Annotated in this window: 17 protein-coding genes; 10 read left to right on the top strand and 7 right to left on the bottom strand. The window is 61.5% G+C overall.

The features are described 5' to 3' along the window. Positions 1–33: 33 nt before the first annotated feature. Together VR71_RS20830 and VR71_RS20825 are read right to left on the bottom strand one after the other, a co-directional pair. A complete protein-coding gene (locus tag VR71_RS20830; protein WP_040650928.1) occupies positions 34–1,383 on the bottom strand; it encodes a glutamine synthetase family protein in 1,350 nt (449 codons plus the stop codon). A gap of 149 nt (positions 1,384–1,532) precedes the next feature. Further along, positions 1,533–1,850 (bottom strand): type II toxin-antitoxin system Phd/YefM family antitoxin, encoded by a 318-nt coding sequence (locus VR71_RS20825; protein WP_045686398.1) that lies wholly within the window; start codon positions 1,848–1,850, stop codon positions 1,533–1,535. Between the two features lie 172 nt (positions 1,851–2,022). Between VR71_RS20825 and murJ the strand changes: the two genes are divergently transcribed. Further along, complete coding sequence (gene murJ, locus VR71_RS20820; protein WP_045686397.1) at positions 2,023–3,561, top strand: murein biosynthesis integral membrane protein MurJ; 1,539 nt, start codon at positions 2,023–2,025, stop codon at positions 3,559–3,561. On the opposite strand, the gene VR71_RS20815 is transcribed toward murJ, so the two are convergent. Continuing rightward, positions 3,558–4,244, bottom strand: coding sequence for a rhomboid family intramembrane serine protease (locus VR71_RS20815; RefSeq protein ID WP_040650296.1), 687 nt, complete (start codon positions 4,242–4,244; stop codon positions 3,558–3,560). The two genes, murJ and VR71_RS20815, sit on opposite strands and share 4 nt — an antisense overlap. Positions 4,245–4,318: 74 nt before the next feature. Between VR71_RS20815 and trpS the strand changes: the two genes are divergently transcribed. Further along, complete coding sequence (trpS, locus tag VR71_RS20810; protein ID WP_009816013.1) at positions 4,319–5,347, top strand: tryptophan--tRNA ligase; 1,029 nt, start codon at positions 4,319–4,321, stop codon at positions 5,345–5,347. Between the two features lie 51 nt (positions 5,348–5,398). Here the strand turns inward: trpS and VR71_RS20805 are convergent, their stop codons facing one another. Further along, the gene (locus VR71_RS20805) at positions 5,399–6,034 is read right to left on the bottom strand and encodes a glutathione S-transferase family protein (RefSeq protein ID WP_045686396.1); all 636 of its coding nucleotides are present in this window, start codon (positions 6,032–6,034) and stop codon (positions 5,399–5,401) included. A gap of 136 nt (positions 6,035–6,170) precedes the next feature. On the opposite strand from VR71_RS20805, the gene VR71_RS20800 reads away from it, so the two are divergent. From VR71_RS20800 to VR71_RS20790, 3 genes are all read left to right on the top strand, one after another. Further along, on the top strand, positions 6,171–6,653 hold the full coding sequence (locus VR71_RS20800; protein ID WP_045686395.1) for an RNA pyrophosphohydrolase: 483 nt from the start codon (positions 6,171–6,173) through the stop codon (positions 6,651–6,653). Then, complete coding sequence (locus VR71_RS20795) at positions 6,650–7,135, top strand: hypothetical protein (RefSeq protein WP_009816010.1); 486 nt, start codon at positions 6,650–6,652, stop codon at positions 7,133–7,135. Before VR71_RS20800 ends, VR71_RS20795 begins: the two co-directional genes overlap by 4 nt. Before the next feature lie 73 nt (positions 7,136–7,208). Beyond that, entirely contained in the window at positions 7,209–10,091 is a 2,883-nt protein-coding gene (locus tag VR71_RS20790; RefSeq protein WP_045686394.1) for an error-prone DNA polymerase, read from the top strand. An 89-nt stretch (positions 10,092–10,180) separates the two neighbouring features. Here VR71_RS20790 and VR71_RS20785 read toward each other — a convergent pair whose 3' ends face one another. Beyond that, positions 10,181–10,669: a peroxiredoxin gene (locus tag VR71_RS20785; protein ID WP_045686393.1), complete on the bottom strand. Its 489-nt coding sequence runs from the start codon at positions 10,667–10,669 to the stop codon at positions 10,181–10,183. Between the two features lie 90 nt (positions 10,670–10,759). Here VR71_RS20785 and VR71_RS20780 point away from each other — a divergent pair, with 90 nt between their 5' ends. The 3 genes from VR71_RS20780 (at position 10,760) to VR71_RS20770 (ending at position 12,910) form a co-directional block, all read left to right on the top strand. Further along, complete coding sequence (locus tag VR71_RS20780; protein ID WP_045686392.1) at positions 10,760–11,965, top strand: FAD-dependent oxidoreductase; 1,206 nt, start codon at positions 10,760–10,762, stop codon at positions 11,963–11,965. Next, a complete protein-coding gene (gene rsmD / locus VR71_RS20775; RefSeq protein ID WP_045686391.1) occupies positions 11,962–12,528 on the top strand; it encodes a 16S rRNA (guanine(966)-N(2))-methyltransferase RsmD in 567 nt (188 codons plus the stop codon). Before VR71_RS20780 ends, rsmD begins: the two co-directional genes overlap by 4 nt. A gap of 109 nt (positions 12,529–12,637) precedes the next feature. Then, the gene (locus tag VR71_RS20770) at positions 12,638–12,910 is read left to right on the top strand and encodes a hypothetical protein (protein ID WP_045686390.1); all 273 of its coding nucleotides are present in this window, start codon (positions 12,638–12,640) and stop codon (positions 12,908–12,910) included. Between the two features lie 9 nt (positions 12,911–12,919). On the opposite strand, the gene VR71_RS20765 is transcribed toward VR71_RS20770, so the two are convergent. Both VR71_RS20765 and VR71_RS20760 read right to left on the bottom strand, forming a co-directional pair. Then, positions 12,920–13,936 (bottom strand): glycosyltransferase family 10, encoded by a 1,017-nt coding sequence (locus VR71_RS20765; RefSeq protein ID WP_045686389.1) that lies wholly within the window; start codon positions 13,934–13,936, stop codon positions 12,920–12,922. A 241-nt stretch (positions 13,937–14,177) separates the two neighbouring features. After that, a complete protein-coding gene (locus VR71_RS20760) occupies positions 14,178–15,152 on the bottom strand; it encodes a hypothetical protein (RefSeq protein ID WP_296430711.1) in 975 nt (324 codons plus the stop codon). A 470-nt stretch (positions 15,153–15,622) separates the two neighbouring features. On the opposite strand from VR71_RS20760, the gene gmd reads away from it, so the two are divergent. Next, complete coding sequence (gmd, locus tag VR71_RS20755) at positions 15,623–16,744, top strand: GDP-mannose 4,6-dehydratase (protein ID WP_009816000.1); 1,122 nt, start codon at positions 15,623–15,625, stop codon at positions 16,742–16,744. Beyond that, positions 16,741–17,718, top strand: a complete 978-nt coding sequence (locus VR71_RS20750) for a GDP-L-fucose synthase (RefSeq protein WP_296430709.1) — start codon at positions 16,741–16,743, stop codon at positions 17,716–17,718. The genes gmd and VR71_RS20750 overlap by 4 nt, the downstream gene beginning before the upstream one ends. Positions 17,719–17,723 lie beyond the last annotated feature (5 nt).

Below are 17,723 nucleotides of genomic sequence, written 5' to 3'. Positions count from 1 at the left end.
GCCGGTCGCCGTGACCGGCAAACGCCCGCTGCGCTACACGCTCTCCAGATAGGAATCATACTCGAAATCGGTCACATAGCGCGTGAACCGCTTCAGTTCCTGCATCTTGCACTCGACCAGCATGGTCTGAAGCCGTCTGGAAAACACATCCTGCACATGTTTGCCCCTGCGAAACGCCTGAATCGCGGTCGCCCAATCCAGCGGCAGGTGATCGAGCTTTTGGCTATAGGCATCGCCCTCGATCGGCGCACAGGGTTCCATCTTCTGTTCGATCCCGATCAGCGCGCCGCCCAGAATACTGCTCAGCACCAGATAGGGGTTGGCGTCGGCCCCTGCAACGCGATGCTCGATCCGCCGCGCCTTGGGGCTGCCGCCCGGAATACGAATGGCCGCCGTGCGGTTCTCATAGCCCCAGGCCACGCCCGTCGGCGCATGCGCCCCCGGCAAGAGCCGCCGGTAAGAGTTCTGATGCGGCGCAAAGGTCAGCGTATTCTCCTGCATCGTCTCCAGTAGGCCCGCCACGGCATTCAGCATCAAGGGCGTGCCCTCTTCGCCGCCATTGTCAAACAGGTTGACCCCGTTCTCATCCACCAGACTGAAATGCACATGAAATCCGCTGCCTGATCTGTCGCCATAGGGCTTGGCCATGAACGTGGCCGCCATGCCATGCTTGCGCGCGATGCCACGCACCAGCCGTTTGAACAGCACCGCATCATCGGCGGCCTGCAATGGGTCCGCGACATGCACCATGTTGATTTCAAACTGTCCCGCGCCGTTCTCGGAAATCGCGGCATCGGCGGGAATGCCCTGCTCGTGGCAGGCATCGTAGACATCATTCAGAAATTCATCGAAATGCTGCAATTCGTCCAGTGACAGCGCCCCGTCTGAATCAAGCCGCTTGCCCGTCACCGGCGAACAGGGCGGACGCGGCTGCGCCTCGCGCGGGTCACAGAGGTAGAATTCCAACTCGGTTGCCACCACCGGCGTCAGCCCCAGTGCCTTGTAGCGTTGCACGATATTGGACAGGGCATGGCGCGGATCGCCCGGAAACGGCCCGCCATCCTCGGTGCTCATCCAGAACATCACCAGCGCCGAGGGGCGGCTGGTCCAGTTCACCATGACAATGGGGCGCCCGGTGTAATCGCAAATGCCATCGGAATCGCCGGTCTCGAACACCAGTTCGTTATTCTCGATATCCTCGCCCCAGATATCCACACTCAGCACCGACAGCGGCAGACGCAGCCCGTCATCCATGATCGCCTTGGCCTTCTCGATGGGCAGGCGCTTGCCCCGCATCGCGCCATTGAGGTCACAGACACAGGCAAACACAGATTCGATTTCCGGCCGCTCCTGAAGCCATTCTCGGATGTTGTTCGTCGTCATTTCGGCTTTATCCTCTTGCATGGACCGGCATTGGCCGCTGTCCACACGCTCTACCTTGGTCGCAACTGGCTGACCTTGGTAGAGAAATATCCGCAGGCGTTCGGAAATGATACCGATTTCACCGCACGCCGCCCTTGGGGAATGCCGCGCTACCGCCGCTGCCGCAGGCTTTGCTCATAGGCGCGCCTGTCTTCTGCCTCTCGCTCTCGTCGCAGCGCCATCCGCAAATCCCGGTCCTTGTCCATCCGCCGCATCGCCTGCCATTCAACATAGGCTTCGCCCTGCTGCGCCACCGCCCAGATCGCCCGCGCCTCCGTGACCCCGACCAGCCCGGCCACCGGATATCCCATGCGGGTGATCAGAACCGGCTTGCCCCTGCGCCCCACCTCCTGCAGATACTCTGCAAGATGATCGCGCAGCGCCGTCACGGGAAGCATCGGTATCAGGCTGAGGTCGGTCTTTGGCATGCGTCTCTCGCATCCTAGGCTCACTGGACCGACCCTGACAGGCAGGTCTTGCCAACCTATTAATGCCCGGCGCGCCTCTAGGCTCAGACAGCGCGCCGGTAGGGCGCAGACCCTTCCCCCCGGCCCGCCGATGGTCTAACTCTCGGCGTCAAGCACAGGCAAAAGGCCCCACATGAAACCGATCCGCCTCCTCTCCGGAATCCTCACTGTTGGTGGCTGGACCTTGCTCAGTCGCCTCCTCGGTTTTGTGCGTGACGTGCTGATCGCCAGCTACATCGGCCCCGGCGTGGTCATGGATGCCTTTGTCGCGGCCTTCCGCCTGCCCAATATGTTCCGCCGCTTCTTTGCCGAGGGCGCGTTCAATGCCGCCTTCGTCCCGATGTTCGCCAAGCGCTTGGAAGCAAATGACAACCCCTTGGGATTCGCGGCGCTTGCCTGTTCCGGTCTCAGCCTTATCCTATTGGCCCTGACCGGCCTTTGCATGATCTTCATGCCCGCTCTGGTCTATGCCACGGCCGAGGGTTTTGTTGGTGATGAACGCTTTGACATCACAGTGGAATTTGGCCGCATCGTCTTTCCCTACATCTTCTTTATCTCGCTCGCGGCGCTCTTTTCCGGCATGCTCAATGCAGCCGGTCATTTTGCGGCCGCCGCTGCGGCGCCATTGATTTTGAACGTATTTTTGGTGTCGGCCATGACATTTGCCGCGATGACCGGCGGCCCAGTCGCTCAGGCTCTGGTCTGGACCATCCCCATCGCCGGCCTCGCGCAACTCGCTCTCGTCTGGCACGCCTCTCGCCGGGCCGGAATGCACCTGCCGCTGGTGCGCCCCCGCTGGACACCCGAAATGGCACAACTGGTGCGCATTGCTGTGCCCGCGGCACTGGCGGGCGGGGTGGTGCAGATCAACCTTGTGGTCGGACAACTCGTTGCTTCTAATACAGAAAAGGCCGTAAGCTGGCTCTATTCCGCGGACCGTCTCTACCAATTGCCGCTCGGGGTCGTGGGCATTGCCGTGGGCATTGTGCTGCTCCCGGACCTCTCCCGCCGGCTCAAGGCACAGGATGACACCGGCGCACGCATCGCCCTGTCGCGGGCTGGTGAAATCGCTTTGGCCCTCACCATCCCCTGCGCCGTTGCCCTCACAGTCATCCCGATTCAACTGGTCTCCGTGCTCTTTGAACGCGGTGCATTCGGGGCCGACGACAGCGCCGCCACCGCCCTTGCCGTGGCCATCTATGGCCTCGGCCTCCCGGCCTTTGTTCTGCAAAAGATCCTGCAACCGATTTTCTTTGCCCGCGAAGACACCCGCAGCCCATTTCGCTACGCTCTGATGGCGATGCTGGTGAATGCGGTGCTGGCAATCGGCTTGGCCTATCTCATTGGCTGGATCGCTGCCGCCATCGCCACCTCTGTTGCCGCGTGGGTCATGGTTGCGCAACTCTCTGGCGGCGCAAGAAAATTTGGTGACGTGGCGCGGTTTGACGCTCAGTTTCACCGCCGCTTCTGGCGGATTTGTCTGGCCTCAGCCCTCATGGGCGCAGTCCTCTGGGGGGCAGGGGCGCTGATGGGGCCGCTCTTTGCAATCGGGGGATGGCGGTGGCTGGCACTTCTCACTCTGATCGCCATCGGCACCGTGGCCTACGGTCTCTTTGGTCAGATGCTGGGCGCATTCCGCATGCAGGAAATCCGCAGCCGTCTGCGCCGCTAGTCGTGCCTCAGCTTGGCGCGCACACGTGACCACCCGCCGGGACTGAGCACAAAGGACGCCAGAAACCCGGTGGCAAAGCCACTCACATCCGCGACCCATGTGGCGCTGCCGCCAAACAGCAGACCAAATACCAGTTGCAGGCCCATGAGCACGCCAATCAGCGTAAAGGCCCGTGCCTGATTGGTGCCCATCTGCCCGAGGCGCAGCCACATGATATAGGTGAATCCGCCAATGAGGCCGTAGACCCCCGGAAAGGCCCCGATGAGCCAAGGCGAGTCCCGCACGACCAGTCCGTAAACGAGCGCACCCGCGACCGTGCTGACCAAAAACAGCACCAGAACGGCCCAATGACGGAACACGTCCGAGACGAATTTGCCCATGGCCAAGAGCAGCACCCCGGCAAACAGGGCATGGGTGAAACTGCCATGCACAAAGGCATAGGTCACGAACCGGCGCAGATGCTCCATCGGCCATGTCCGGTTTTCCAGCATCCAGGCCATGATTTCACCGTTAAAGCCGTAATCCTGAATGGCGGCAGAGCGCCATCCGACGGCATCCGGACCACCGATCAGCCCGCGCGCCCCAAGCGTGAATGCCGCTTCGACGCCAACAATCACCAGAAAAAGGGCGATCACAAACGGGGGCAGGGGGTTCACGGGGGCAGGGGGTCTCTGGTCAGACATGGCACCTCTCCTTGACGGGGCTACGGCGCATGGGTAAGCGAGGCGGGCAGAGAAATCCACCACGGAGTTGCGCCATGACCGAGGCGGCCTTTACCCCCCGCGTGTTTTCGGGAATTCAGCCCTCGGGCAACCTGCATCTGGGCAATTACCTGGGTGCATTGAAACGCTTTGCCGAGGCGCAGAACAAGGGCATCCAGACGCTCTATTGCATGGTTGACCTGCATGCCGTCACGGTCTGGCAAGAGCCTGCCGATCTTGCCCGTGCAACGCGCGAACTGGCGGCGGGGTTCATCGCCTCTGGTCTTGATCCGGCCAAGTCCATTCTCTTCAACCAATCTCAGGTGGCGGAACACAGCCAAATGGCATGGGTGTTCAACTGCGTGGCGCGCATGGGCTGGATGCAGCGGATGACGCAGTTCAAGGATAAGGCGGGCAAGAATGCCCAGAATGCCTCGTTGGGCCTCTTCGCCTATCCGGCGCTGATGGCGGCCGATATCCTGACCTATCACGCCACCCATGTGCCCGTGGGCGAGGATCAAAAGCAACACCTGGAGTTGACGCGCGACATCGCGATGAAATTCAACCATGATTACGGCGTGGATTTTTTTCCGATCCCCGAGCCGGTGATCGAAGGAAGCGGGACGCGGGTGATGTCCCTGCGCGACGGGTCGAACAAGATGTCGAAATCCGATCCCTCGGACATGTCCCGCATCAACCTGACCGACGATGCCGACGCCATCGCCAAAAAGATCCGCAAGGCCAAGACCGACCCCGAGCCGCTGCCCTCAGAGGCGGCGGGGTTGGAGGGGCGGCCAGAGGCGCGCAATCTGGTGAATATCTATGCGGCGCTGGCCGATATGACGGTCGATCAGGTGATGGCAGAAGCCGGAGGCAAGCCGTTTTCCGAGTTCAAGCCGATGCTGGCCGATCTGGCCGTTGACAGGATCGCGCCGATTTCGACGGAAATGGCGCGGCTGATGCAGGATCTCTCCGAGATTGACCGGATTCTGGCGGATGGTGCGGCCCGCGCCCGCGCCATGGCCGCGCCGATCCTTCGCCAGACCTATGAGATCATGGGCATGGTCGGCGCGCGCGAGGTGTGAGGGGCTAGGTGCCCGCAATCACCACGCCCCCGCGCGCCCCACTCTGTCCTCCTACCCCAGATCCGGCTCGGTCTTGGCGAATGTGTCATGCGCCTTCATCGCCGCCCACCAGTCGGCTACGCCGGGCACTGACAGCACCGTATCGGCATCTGGGGTGAGCGAGACGTAGAACAGGATCGGCCCAAGGAAGTAATCCGCCAGCGTGGGGCTGTCCCCTGCCAGCCATGTGGGGCCGCTGCGGTTCTCCATCAACAGCGTCAGCAGCTTGTCCGACGCCTCAAGTGCGGCCTTGCGCGCGTTTTCATTCTGCCCGCCGATGAAGTCGGGGAACAGGTGATAGCCCGCAACCCCGACAAGCGCGCCATAGCCATAGCTGTCGATCAGGCCAATCGCCTCGTTCATCCGGGCGCGGTCCTTGGGGTCGGCGGGCGTCAAGGCGGGCTCCGGCGCGATGTCTTCGAGATAGCGACAGATGGCATCGGTCTCGCGGATGCGCAGCCCGTCGATATCCAGCACAGGCACCTTGCCGAAGGGGTGGCGCGCCAGATGCTCGGGCTGGCGTGGCTCGCCTGCCAGCACATTGACCGGCACTTGGTCATAGGCGATGCCCTTGTCGGCCAGCACCATGCGCACGGTGCGCACATAGGTCGATCCGTCAAAGCCATATAGAACGGGCGACTGAGTCATTTTCTGTCCTTCATCCTGTCGAATCCTGAGGCTCACTCTGTAACGATTGCTGGAAAAGTCAAACTGCGCGTTGACGTCTTGACGCCCTCGCCACAGCACCCCACTGTGTCCGCGACCAATGGAAAGAGATCCGACCATGACACCCGAGGACATTGCCAAGCTCCCCTATCGTCGCTGCGTCGGCGTGATGCTGGTCGATCCAGCGGGCCATGTTTTTGTCGGCCAACGGATCGACAATGAGACGCCCGCCTGGCAGATGCCGCAGGGCGGCATTGATCCGGGCGAAACCCCGCAAGAGGCAGCGCTGCGCGAGCTGTGGGAGGAAACCGGCATAACCTCTGACAAGGTGCGGATCGAGGCGGAAACGCCGGGGTGGCTGACCTATGATTTGCCGCATGACATCGTGCCGCGCATCTGGAAGGGGCGTTACCGGGGGCAAGAGCAGAAATGGGTCTTGATGCGGTTTCTGGGCCGCGACGCGGATGTGAACATCGCCACGGATCACCCGGAGTTTTCGGAATGGCGCTGGTTGCCGCCCAGTGATCTTGAGGCCAATATCGTGCCCTTCAAGCGGGCGGTCTATTCCCGCGTGCTGGACGAATTCGGAGCCTTGCTATGATCCGGGCGCTGCTTTTTGTCCTTGGCGTGACCATCTGTGCGCCCGCATTCGCGTTGAGTTGCCTGCCGCCGGATGTGGCTCAGAGTTACATCCGCGCGGCTGAGGCGACTGAACCCTATATCGTAGTGCGCGGTCAGCTCAGCTTTGATCCGGCGCGCCTGCCCAGCACCGACATGCTGCCGCAGAGAAAGCCGGCGCACACCCTGATCCCCGCACGCCTGACCGGGCAGGCGCTGACCCGCAGCGGGTTCGATCAGGCGTTTGACCGCGCCATCACGCTGGATGTGCAATGCTTTGGCCCGTGGTGCGCCTCGGCGGTGCCGGGCATCGAGTATCTTGGTTTTCTTGAGCGGCGCGATGGGGGCTATGTGCTGGCGGTTGATCCCTGCGGCGGCATGGCCCATCCAGAGCCGACACCCGCGATGCTGGACCAGGTGCTGACCTGCCTGCAAGGCGGCCCCTGCGCGCCCAAACGCCCCTGAGCACTGTCTCAGGAGGGGTGGAAAAGGGAACAAAAATAGAACATACTGGCCGGACCTGGGAATCAGTGCCGCCATGCCCTTTGCCGAGCTTTCTGCCACGTCGAATTTCACCTTTCTCACCGGGGCGTCGCATCCCGAAGAATATATCCGGCGCGCCGCCACGCTTGGGCTTTCTGGGGTGGCGATTGCCGATGTGAATTCGGTGGCGGGGATCGTGCGCGCCCATGCGGCGGCCCGCGAGATCACGCGCGAGGTGGCCGAACGTCAGGCGCTCGAGGCGCGGCAGGGGCCAATCGGGCCGCCTGCACCCCGGCCTGCATCCCGGTCGGCACCACCTGACTGGGCCAATTGCCCGCGCCTCATCCCCGCCGCCCGGCTGGTGCTGCGCGAGGGGATCGAGATCACGGCCCTGCCCGAGAATCGCGTCGGCTGGGCCAGCCTCTGCCGCCTGATCAGCCTGGGACGACAGCGCGCGCCCAAGGGCGCGTGCGATCTGGGCCTTGCGGATGTGCTGGCAGGGGCAGAGGGGCTGCATCTTTTGCTGCATCCGGGCCCGGCGCGCGCGTGGATGTCACAGGTGCGCCCTCTGGTGGCAAGGTTTGCGGATCGCCTGCATCTCGTGCTCAGCCCACACTATGACGGGCGTGATCCGGCGCGGTTTGACCGGCTGGCAGAGCTGGCGGCGCGGTTGGGTCTGCCGACCATCGCCGCTGCTGCCCCGCTCATGCATCGCGGCCACCGCCGCCGTCTGGCTGATGTGCTGAGCGCGATCCGCCTTGGGGTGACGGTTGATGCCCTTGGTCGCCATGCTCTGTGCAACGCCGAGCAGCGCCTGCGCTCGGAGGCCGAAATGCGTCACCTCTACCGGGGGCACGAGGCGGCGGTGGAGCGTGCCTCCGACCTCGCCGCGCGGCTCGGCTTTTCGCTGGATGCGTTGCGCTATGACTATCCGAGCGAGGGGACCAATGGCGAAACCCCCAGCCAAAGGCTGCGCCGTCTTGCTCTTGAGGGTCTCGATTGGCGCTATCCGGACGGTGCCTCTGACCGGGTGCGCGGGATGCTCGAGCATGAGCTGACCCTCATCGCCAAACTGCGCTACGAGCCCTATTTTCTGACCGTGAATGATGTGGTGACCTTTGCCCGGTCGCGCGGCATTCTGTGTCAGGGGCGCGGGTCGGCGGCCAATTCGGTGGTCTGCTATTGCCTTGGCGTGACCTCTGTCAGCCCCGAGATCGGCACGATGGTGTTCGAGCGCTTTGTCTCCGAGGCGCGCGACGAGCCGCCCGATATCGACGTGGATTTCGAGCATGAGCGCCGCGAGGAGGTGATCCAGTGGATCTATGAGCGCTACGGGCGGCACCGCGCCGGACTCTGCGCCACGGTAATCCATTATCGGACCAAGCGCGCGATCCGCGAGGTGGGCCGCGCCATGGGTCTGACAGAGGATATTCTGGCCGCGATGGCCTCGCAGATCTGGGGGCATGGCGGCGAGGGGGTCTTGGACCCTCTGCGCCTGCGCGAGATCGGTCTTGATCCGCGCAATCGCCGCCTTGCGATGACCTTGGGGTTGATCCGCGAGATCATCGGCTTTCCCCGGCATCTGAGCCAGCATGTCGGGGGCTTCGTGATCACCGAGGGGCGGCTGGATGAATTGGTGCCCATCGAGAATGCCAGCATGGCGGAGCGCACGGTCATCTGCTGGGACAAGGACGATATCGACACGCTGGGCATTCTCAAGGTCGATGTGCTGGCGCTTGGTATGCTCACCTGTATCCGCAAGGCCTTTGACCTCTTGGTCCAGTATCGTGGCACCCGCTATTCGCTGGCCACCCTGCCGCCCGAAGATGCTCAGGTCTACGAGATGTTGAGCCGCGCCGACAGTCTCGGCGTCTTTCAGGTCGAGAGTCGGGCGCAGATGAATTTCCTGCCACGCATGCGCCCGCGCACGTTTTACGATCTGGTGATTCAGGTGGCGATCATTCGCCCCGGTCCCATTCAGGGCGACATGGTTCACCCGTTCATTCGCCGCCGGAATGGCGAAGAGGCGGTCAGCTTTCCCTCTGACGACTTGGGCCGGGTGCTGGGCAAGACGCTGGGCGTGCCGCTGTTTCAGGAACAGGCGATGCAGATCGCCATCATCGGCGCGGGGTTCACCCCCGAAGAGGCGGACCGCCTGCGCCGGTCGCTCGCCACCTTCAAGAAACACGGCAATGTCAGCGAGTTTCGCAATCGGTTTTTGTGCGGCATGCGGGCCAATGGCTATGATGCGGAGTTTGCCGAACGCTGCTTTTCCCAGATCGAGGGGTTCGGAAGCTATGGCTTTCCCGAGAGCCACGCCGCCAGTTTCGCGCATCTGGTCTATGCGAGCGCATGGATCAAATGCCATCACCCGGCGATTTTCGCCTGCGCGCTGCTGAATTCGCAGCCGATGGGCTTTTATGCCCCCGCCCAGATCGTGCGGGATGCGCGCGATCATGGCGTCACTGTGCGCCCCGTCTGCATCAATGCCTCTTACTGGGACAATACAATAGAGCCGGGCCGTCAGGGTCGCTTGGCCTTGCGTCTCGGATTTCGACAGATCAAGGGCATCGCGCAGGACGAGGCCGATTGGATCGCTGCGGCGCGTGGCAACGGCTATACCGGCCCAGACGAGGTCTGGCGCCGCGCGGGCGTGCCCTCTGCGGCGCTGACCCGGCTGGCAGAGGCGGATGCCTTTGCCGCACTTGGCCTCTCCCGCCGCGATGCGCTCTGGCAGGCGCGGGCCATTCAGGCCGACACCCCTCTACCGCTCTTTGCACAGGATATGGACGGTGAGGTGATCGCTGAGCCTGCGGCGCATTTGCCCCGCATGAGCCTCGGAGAGGAGGTGGTCGAGGATTATATCGCACTGCGGCTTAGCCTGCGCAGCCATCCACTGGCGCTCTTACGGCACATCCTGACGCCGCAAAGCACCTGATCCGATACCGGTGGCCGTGTCGGGGTCGACCTGGCCCCAATTTAACGCGGAACGCGAGGGGGTTTGCCCCTCGCATCCGGTATCACGTCTTAGATCGCCGCGAGCAGGGACTCGCCGGCTGTGATCTCGCAGGTGCCGGGGCTTGCCTCGGCATGCAACACTGTGACAGTGCCATCCTCGACAACCATCGCATACCGCTTGGACCGCCCCAAAAGGCCAGCGGGGGGCGCGTCAAACTCCATGCCGATGGACTTGGTAAAGGCGCTTTCCGGGTCGGCCAGCATGGTCAGACCCGCCTCGGTCGCTCCGGTCGCCTCGCCCCAGGCCTTCATCACAAAGGGGTCATTCACGCTGAGACAGACGATCTCATCCACGCCCTTGGCGTCGAACTCTGCCTTGGTCCGCACAAAACTCGGGACATGTGCCGACGAGCATGTCGGCGTATAAGCACCGGGCACGGCAAAGATCACGACTTTGCGGCCAGCGGTGAGGCTCTTGAGATTTACACCTTCGGGGCCTTTTTCACCCACGCGCAGCAGGGTCGCATCGGGCAGTTTGTCGCCAGTGGAAAGGGTCATGGTCGTTCCTTGTCTATCAGGTGGTTTCGAGATGGATGTAGGTATAGGCGGATGATAGGCAAGTGACCACGGGAAAGTCAGGAGAACGAGATGACAGGGGTTGTGGTGATCGGGGCCGGACAGGCGGGCGCGTCGTTGGTGGCAAAGCTGCGCAATGATGGCTATGAGGGTGCGGTCACGCTGATTGGCGATGAACCCGCCCCCCCCTATCAACGCCCGCCCCTGTCCAAAAAATACCTTTTGGGCGAAATGGCTCTGGAGCGTCTCTATCTGCGCCCCGAGAGTTATTATGCAGAGGCTGGGATTGATCTGCGCATCGATACCCGTGTGACCGCGATTGACCGGGCCGCCCAGGAGGTGATGATGGATCAAGAGCGTCTGCCCTATACGCATCTTGTGCTGGCCACCGGATCGGTGCCACGTCGCCTGCCTGCGGCGATTGGCGGCGATTTGGACGGCGTGCATGTGGTGCGCACGCTGGCGGATGTCGATGCCATGGCGCCGGGATTTCTGCAGGGGGCGAGGGTGCTCATCGTCGGCGGTGGCTATATCGGGCTCGAGGCGGCGGCGGTGGCGGCGTCGCGTGGCCTGCAGGTGGTGCTGGTCGAGATGGCAGAGCGGATCTTGCAACGCGTGGCGGCCAAGGAGACCTCGGATTACTTCCGCGCGCTGCATCGCCGACACGGTGTCGATATCCGCGAGGGCGTCGGTCTGGAGCGGCTCTTGGGGGATGAACAGGTGCGCGGTGCGCGGCTGACCGACGGGACCGATCTGGCCGTCGATATGGTCATCGTCGGCGTGGGCATTGTGCCGGATACCACTCTGGCCCAGGCCGCAGGGCTGGCGGTCGACAACGGGATCGCCGTGGATGCCCAGGGGCGCACCTCCGATCCGGCGATCTGGGCAGTGGGCGATTGTGCCTCCTTTCCGCATCAGGCGGATCGTCTGCGCCTTGAGAGCGTGCCGAATGCCATCGACATGGCCGAATGTGTGGCGGGCAATATCATGGGGGCGCAGACGCCCTATGTGCCCAAGCCGTGGTTCTGGTCGGATCAATACGATGTCAAACTGCAAATCGCCGGGCTCAGCACCGGCTATGACCGGATCGTGACCCGCGACGGGGGCGAGGCGGTGTCGTTCTGGTATTACAAGGGCGAGCACCTCTTGGCTGTGGACGCCATGAACGATCCGCGCGCCTATATGGTGGGCAAGCGGCTGATTGATGCGGGCAAATCCGCCGACCCTGCCATCGTGGCGGATGCCGGCACCGATCTGAAACCGCTGCTGAAACCGTGAGGATCATCGGCGGCACGCATCGCGGGCGGGCGCTCGCCAGTCTCGGCAAGGGGGATGTCGCAGCCCATCTGCGCCCCACCTCCGACCGGGTGCGCGAGAGCCTCTTCAACGTCTTGGCGGGCGGCTACGGCGATCCCGTCACAGGCGCCCGGGTGCTCGACCTCTTCGCAGGCACCGGCGCGCTCGGGCTCGAGGCGCTGTCGCGTGGCGCAGAGGCGGTCAGCTTCATCGAGAGCGGGCGCAAGGCGCTGTCTCTGCTCCGGCAGAATATCGGGCTCTGCCGGGCAGAGCGCGAGACGCGGATTTTTCCCTTGGATGCCCGCAAACCCGGCCGGAATCCCGGCCCCCCGCATGACCTGATCTTTCTCGATCCGCCCTATGCCAAGGGCTTGGGCGAAGCGGCCCTCACAGCGGCCTGCGCGGGGGGATGGATCGCCACGGGCGCGCTGATCGTCTGGGAGGAAAGCGCCACAATCACCCCTCCAGACGGTATGCGCTTGCTGGAAGAGCGGCGCTATGGCGACACGATGATCCGGTTTCTGGACTATGGGATTGCAGCGTAACCGGCGGCCAATCTCGCCCTCTGCGACCCGTATGACCCACCCGTGATCATGCCAATGGACAGCCCCTTGGGCCGCGGGCTAAAGTCGGACCTGACGGACAGGAGAGGCCATGCACAAAACGACCGAAGATGTGGCGCAGTCCGCTCACGCCACCCCCAACGAGCGCCTGTTGCTCGCGCAATTGCATCAGGTCCAGCGCGCGCTTGAGACGCAATACGCCGCCCGCCACCAGCAGGAGGCGGATCTTGCGGCCTATGCCACACGTCTCGAAACGCTCGAACAGCAATTGGCCGATGCTCAGGCGCAGCTCACGGCGGTCCTCACCTCGCGGAGTTGGAGACTGACCACGCCGCTGCGCCGCCTCTTGCAACGCCTCAGATAAAGCCGCGCCTCAGATCAGAGCCGCAAGGTTGCGCGTCAGCGCCTGCGCCAAACGGTCATACTCCGCACGCAAAAGTGACGGTGCATTGAACAGGTCCGACATCCGCGCCTGCGCCTCGCAATAGGCCGAGAGATCCGCCGTGTCGGCGCGGTAGCCGCTGACCCGCGCCGCCGCATCCTCCGGCGTCATGCCATGCAGATCGACAAAGGCCCCCTCCGGCACCAACTCCCGGATCCTGTGGTCCCGCCCGGCCACATAGAGCGGCATCGCACCGATCGCGAGGCTGTCGAACACCTTTTCCGTGATGTAGCAGCGATGATATGTGTTCTCGACAGCCGAGAGCACGGCGCAGCGACCGTTGAGATCGAGATACTTCTCCAGATGCCAGTCGGGCAGGGTCTGCCGGCGCGGCAGCGTGTTCCACCCCGCACCCATGCGCAGCACCCTGCCGTCATTGCAGCCCAGTGCCAGACGGGTCCGCCACCGCCCCAGACCAATCAGCCCCGCCTCTGGATAGGCCACATCGAATCGCGGCTCATCGCGATATTCCGCGACAAACGCCAGATCCCACTCTGCGGCCGCAAACCGCCGCGCCCAATCCCCGGTCGAGAGCCGGGCATTGTCCTTGAACCAACAGGCAAAGCAGGTCGCATAGGCATAATCTGTCAGCAGGAAATACGGAATCCGGTCAAACGCATAAATGTCTGACGTGACATGGTTGAGAAACACGAACGGCGAAGACCCCAACGCGGTCTCGACGCTCTGCTCCCGCGTCAGAGGGTCGTCAGCCCAGACACTGTCCCAGAATGGCTCTTCCGAGAGCAGAACCAAGCGCTGACCCGCCCCCATCCGCGTCCCCAGCGTTTCGGCATATCGGCTCAGATCCTTGCTATGGGCCAAGAGGATGATATCGGCCTCGTCAAAGGCCTCGCAGACCTGAACCGTCGCCGCAACGGCCTCGCGGATCGGCGCATAGGCCAGCGGCTGACGGTGCGCATACTCCCCGAAGGCATGAACCTTGATCATCAACCCCACCCCTCAGGCTCCCGTTCGCCTGACCCTAGCCATACCGATCCGGACTGTGAGGATCAACGCCGGATGATGTGACCGAGGGCGGCTTTCTAAAGCCTGAATTCCTCGTCGCAAAATCTCAAGATACGCACCATGGTAACATTAAGTACTCACAAGAAGTGATTCGTAATCTTGCACAAATATGCGGCTACCCCATTGAAAAATAGTATCAAATAAAGAGAGTTTAACGCGACGGTTAGGCTGGTATCGCTTCAGGATGGGATGCGCGGACTTTATCCAAGATAAAACCTGCATGCTCGCGCAGGTGAGTTCGAATACTAGGGTCTGCAACCGGAAGTTTTGCCAATTCGGTTAGACGATCTTTGCTAAGTTCGAGCGCTTCTCGTGCGGTCGCATTTGACAGACCAGCACCCTCAAGCATTTGTCTGTATTTTTCAATCTCAGCTTCAACAAAGTCGGCATTATTCAAGACAGAATGAAAAGCATCCGGCATATAACTCCGAAATTCCTCAGGGCCTTTGTTCTCCATTGCAGCATTGACAAAATAGCGGCGCATCGGTCCCGGAACTGGTTCCATGTTCAACGCTGTTATGGCTTCATTTAACGCTTCAGCCAGGCAGGGCGGAATCGATACATTCACGTCACCAGCGTCTTTTGCAATCTCTTCTATGTCACTTGGTGCTGTTGGCGCGATGGCGTCACAAAACCGAGACGGAAATTTTGAAGGCTCGATCGGACAAACTACAACAGGGCCAAACTCTCTTAGGCGCTCAATGGTTCGCGTCATCGACTCAAGACGTCCATCCAAGTAAATTTGCCTCGGTGCGCGATACAACCAGCCACTCCAGCAATACTCGGACAAAATCATCGGCACGGGCATGCGTACCGTCATTACAATGTGGTCAATTTCAAATTTCTTTGAAATGGCTTCAAGCATGTAGTCATAACTGCAAAGTGCCTCGGACGAGAGAAAGTACGTCTTGTCTGCTTCAGTATCTAGCGCCGCCAAATTCGTGAGCGAGCCTTCTTTGTCGTACATTATTTCCGTAGCGGGTGCTCCATTCGCCCAGAGTTTGATCCCATGTCCGATCCAGACCAACCCCATGGATCGCGCAACGCGATGTCCGTCTACGCAGAATAGCTTTTGCAAAGTAGATGTGCCGCATTTAGGAAAACCTGCATGAAGGATTATTTTGGGACGATCCGTCATTTCCGGTATGTTTCCTTCGGATTAAATTCGTAGGAACCTCGCAAATTTCCGTAGATGCCGCAACGCGAAAAATCCGCATCGCATGTCCGTCAACAAGTGATTTGTAGGACCCCGGTTTTTGATTTTTGGCAGCGACAGGGGCAAAAAGAGGGGGCGATTTTGACCGGGCTCGGGGCTTGGCGCGGAGGGTACACAAGGTCTGTACGGAAACCGCGTACACACCGTACGACCCCCTGAGCGGTCCAATCCCGTCGCGGCGGGCGGTAATGGGCCTGGCTTTTTGCCGGTGCGGACCCGGTTCAGGGTCTTTCCGCTGACCCGGAAAACACCGCTCTGGTTGCGCTCTGACGCTCTTTGATCGCCTCCCCCACCATATTTGGTGCTGGGCGCTTGATGTGGCCTGCTCTATATGCTGTAAGGTCCGTGTCAAAAGCAGGTTTGGTTTTTCTGGAAAGCGGAGAGATGACGGGATGAAAAGAGCGCTCATCACCGGGGTGACGGGTCAGGATGGCTCCTATCTGGCAGAGTTTTTGCTGGATAAAGGCTACGAAGTCCACGGCATCAAACGCCGCGCCTCCCTGTTCAACACCCAGCGTTTGGACCATATCTATCAGGATCCGCATGTTGGAAACGGTAATTTTCGCTTACATTACGGGGACTTGACAGATAGTTCCAACCTGACCCGCATCCTGAGCGAGGTGCAGCCAGACGAGGTTTACAACCTCGGCGCGCAGAGCCATGTCGCGGTCAGCTTTGAGGCTCCCGAGTATACGGCGGACGTCGATGCTATGGGCACGCTGCGCCTCTTGGAGGCGATCCGGTTTCTGGGGCTCGAGCAAAAAACGCGGTTCTATCAGGCCTCAACCTCGGAACTTTACGGGTTGGTGCAAGAGATTCCGCAGCGTGAGACAACCCCATTCCACCCGCGCAGCCCCTATGCGGTGGCCAAGATGTATGCCTATTGGATCACGGTCAATTACCGTGAGGCCTATGGCATCTATGCCTGCAACGGCATCCTCTTCAACCACGAGAGCCCCCGGCGCGGCGAGACCTTTGTGACCCGCAAGATCACCCGTGGATTGGCAAATATAGCGCAGGGCCTCGAGGATTGTCTATATATGGGCAATATCGACAGTTTGCGCGATTGGGGCCATGCCAAGGATTACGTGCGTATGCAGTGGATGATGCTGCAACAAGAGGCGCCAGATGACTTCGTGATCGCGACGGGCGTGCAATATTCGGTGCGCGAGTTCATCATCTGGAGTGCGCGGGAATTGGGGATTGAACTCGAGTTTACCGGTGAGGGCGTGACCGAAACCGCCACTGTCACAGCGATAACGGGCGCTATGGCCCCAGCCATCAAACCGGGCGATGTGATCATGCGGATCGACCCGCGCTATTTCCGACCCGCAGAGGTCGAAACGCTGCTTGGCGACCCCAGCAAAGCCAAGGAAAAACTGGGCTGGGTGCCCGAGATCACCGCACAACAAATGTGTGCCGAAATGGTAGCGGAGGATCTGAGGACCGCACGACGGCATGCGCTCTTGAAAGAGCATGGCATGGACCTTCCGGTCAGCTTCGAGAACGGATGAGCGCCATGCGTGTCTATGTGGCCGGGCATAGGGGCATGGTGGGCGGCGCGATCCTGAGGCGCCTCAAGCTGCGGCAGGAGGCAGGAGAAGACCTGACCCTAGTGACCGCCACCCATGCCGAATTGGACCTGACCAATCAGGCGGCAGTGCAGAATTTCATGCAAAGGGAACGCCCAGATGTGGTGGTTCTGGCGGCTGCTCGGGTTGGCGGGATTCATGCCAACAACACTTATCCGGCGGATTTTATCTATGACAACCTGATGATCGAATGCAACGTGATCCATCAGGCCTTTGCCGCCGGGGTGCGGCGGCTGTTGCAGCTCGGATCGAGCTGCATTTACCCCAAGGCGGTGCCGCAGCCGATGCGCGAAGATGCGTTGCTCACGGGCACGCTCGAACCCACCAACGAGCCCTATGCCATCGCCAAGATCGCCGGTATCAAGCTCTGTGAGAGCTACAATCGCCAGCATGGCACTGATTACCGCTCGGTCATGCCCACCAATCTTTATGGTCCGGGCGATAATTTTCATCCGGAGAATAGCCATGTCCTGCCTGCTCTCATCCGCCGCTTTCATGAGGCCGTGAAAGAAGGGCGCGAGGAGGTCACGATCTGGGGATCAGGCAAGCCGATGCGGGAATTGCTGCATGTCGACGACATGGCTGAGGCCGCGCTGTTCGTGCTGGACCTCGACAAGCCGACCTATGACGCCAACACGGAGCCGATGCTGAGCCATATCAACGTGGGCACCGGCAGCGATGTGAGCATCTTGGAATTGGCGCAGATGGTGGCGCGCGTCACGGGCTATCAGGGCCGGATCGTTACTGACCCGAGCAAACCGGATGGAACGCTGCGCAAATTGATGGATGTCAGCCGTCTGGCACAGATGGGCTGGCGGGCTCGAATAGGACTGGAAGCGGGACTCACAGACACTTATCATTGGTTTCTGGAGCATCAGGGTGATTTTCGCCGTTGACGCGG

Source organism: Roseovarius sp. BRH_c41, assembly GCF_000961715.1.
Lineage (GTDB): Bacteria > Pseudomonadota > Alphaproteobacteria > Rhodobacterales > Rhodobacteraceae > Roseovarius.
The sequence above is the reverse complement of the archived record's forward strand: the minus strand, read 5'-3'. Positions and strand labels throughout refer to the sequence as shown.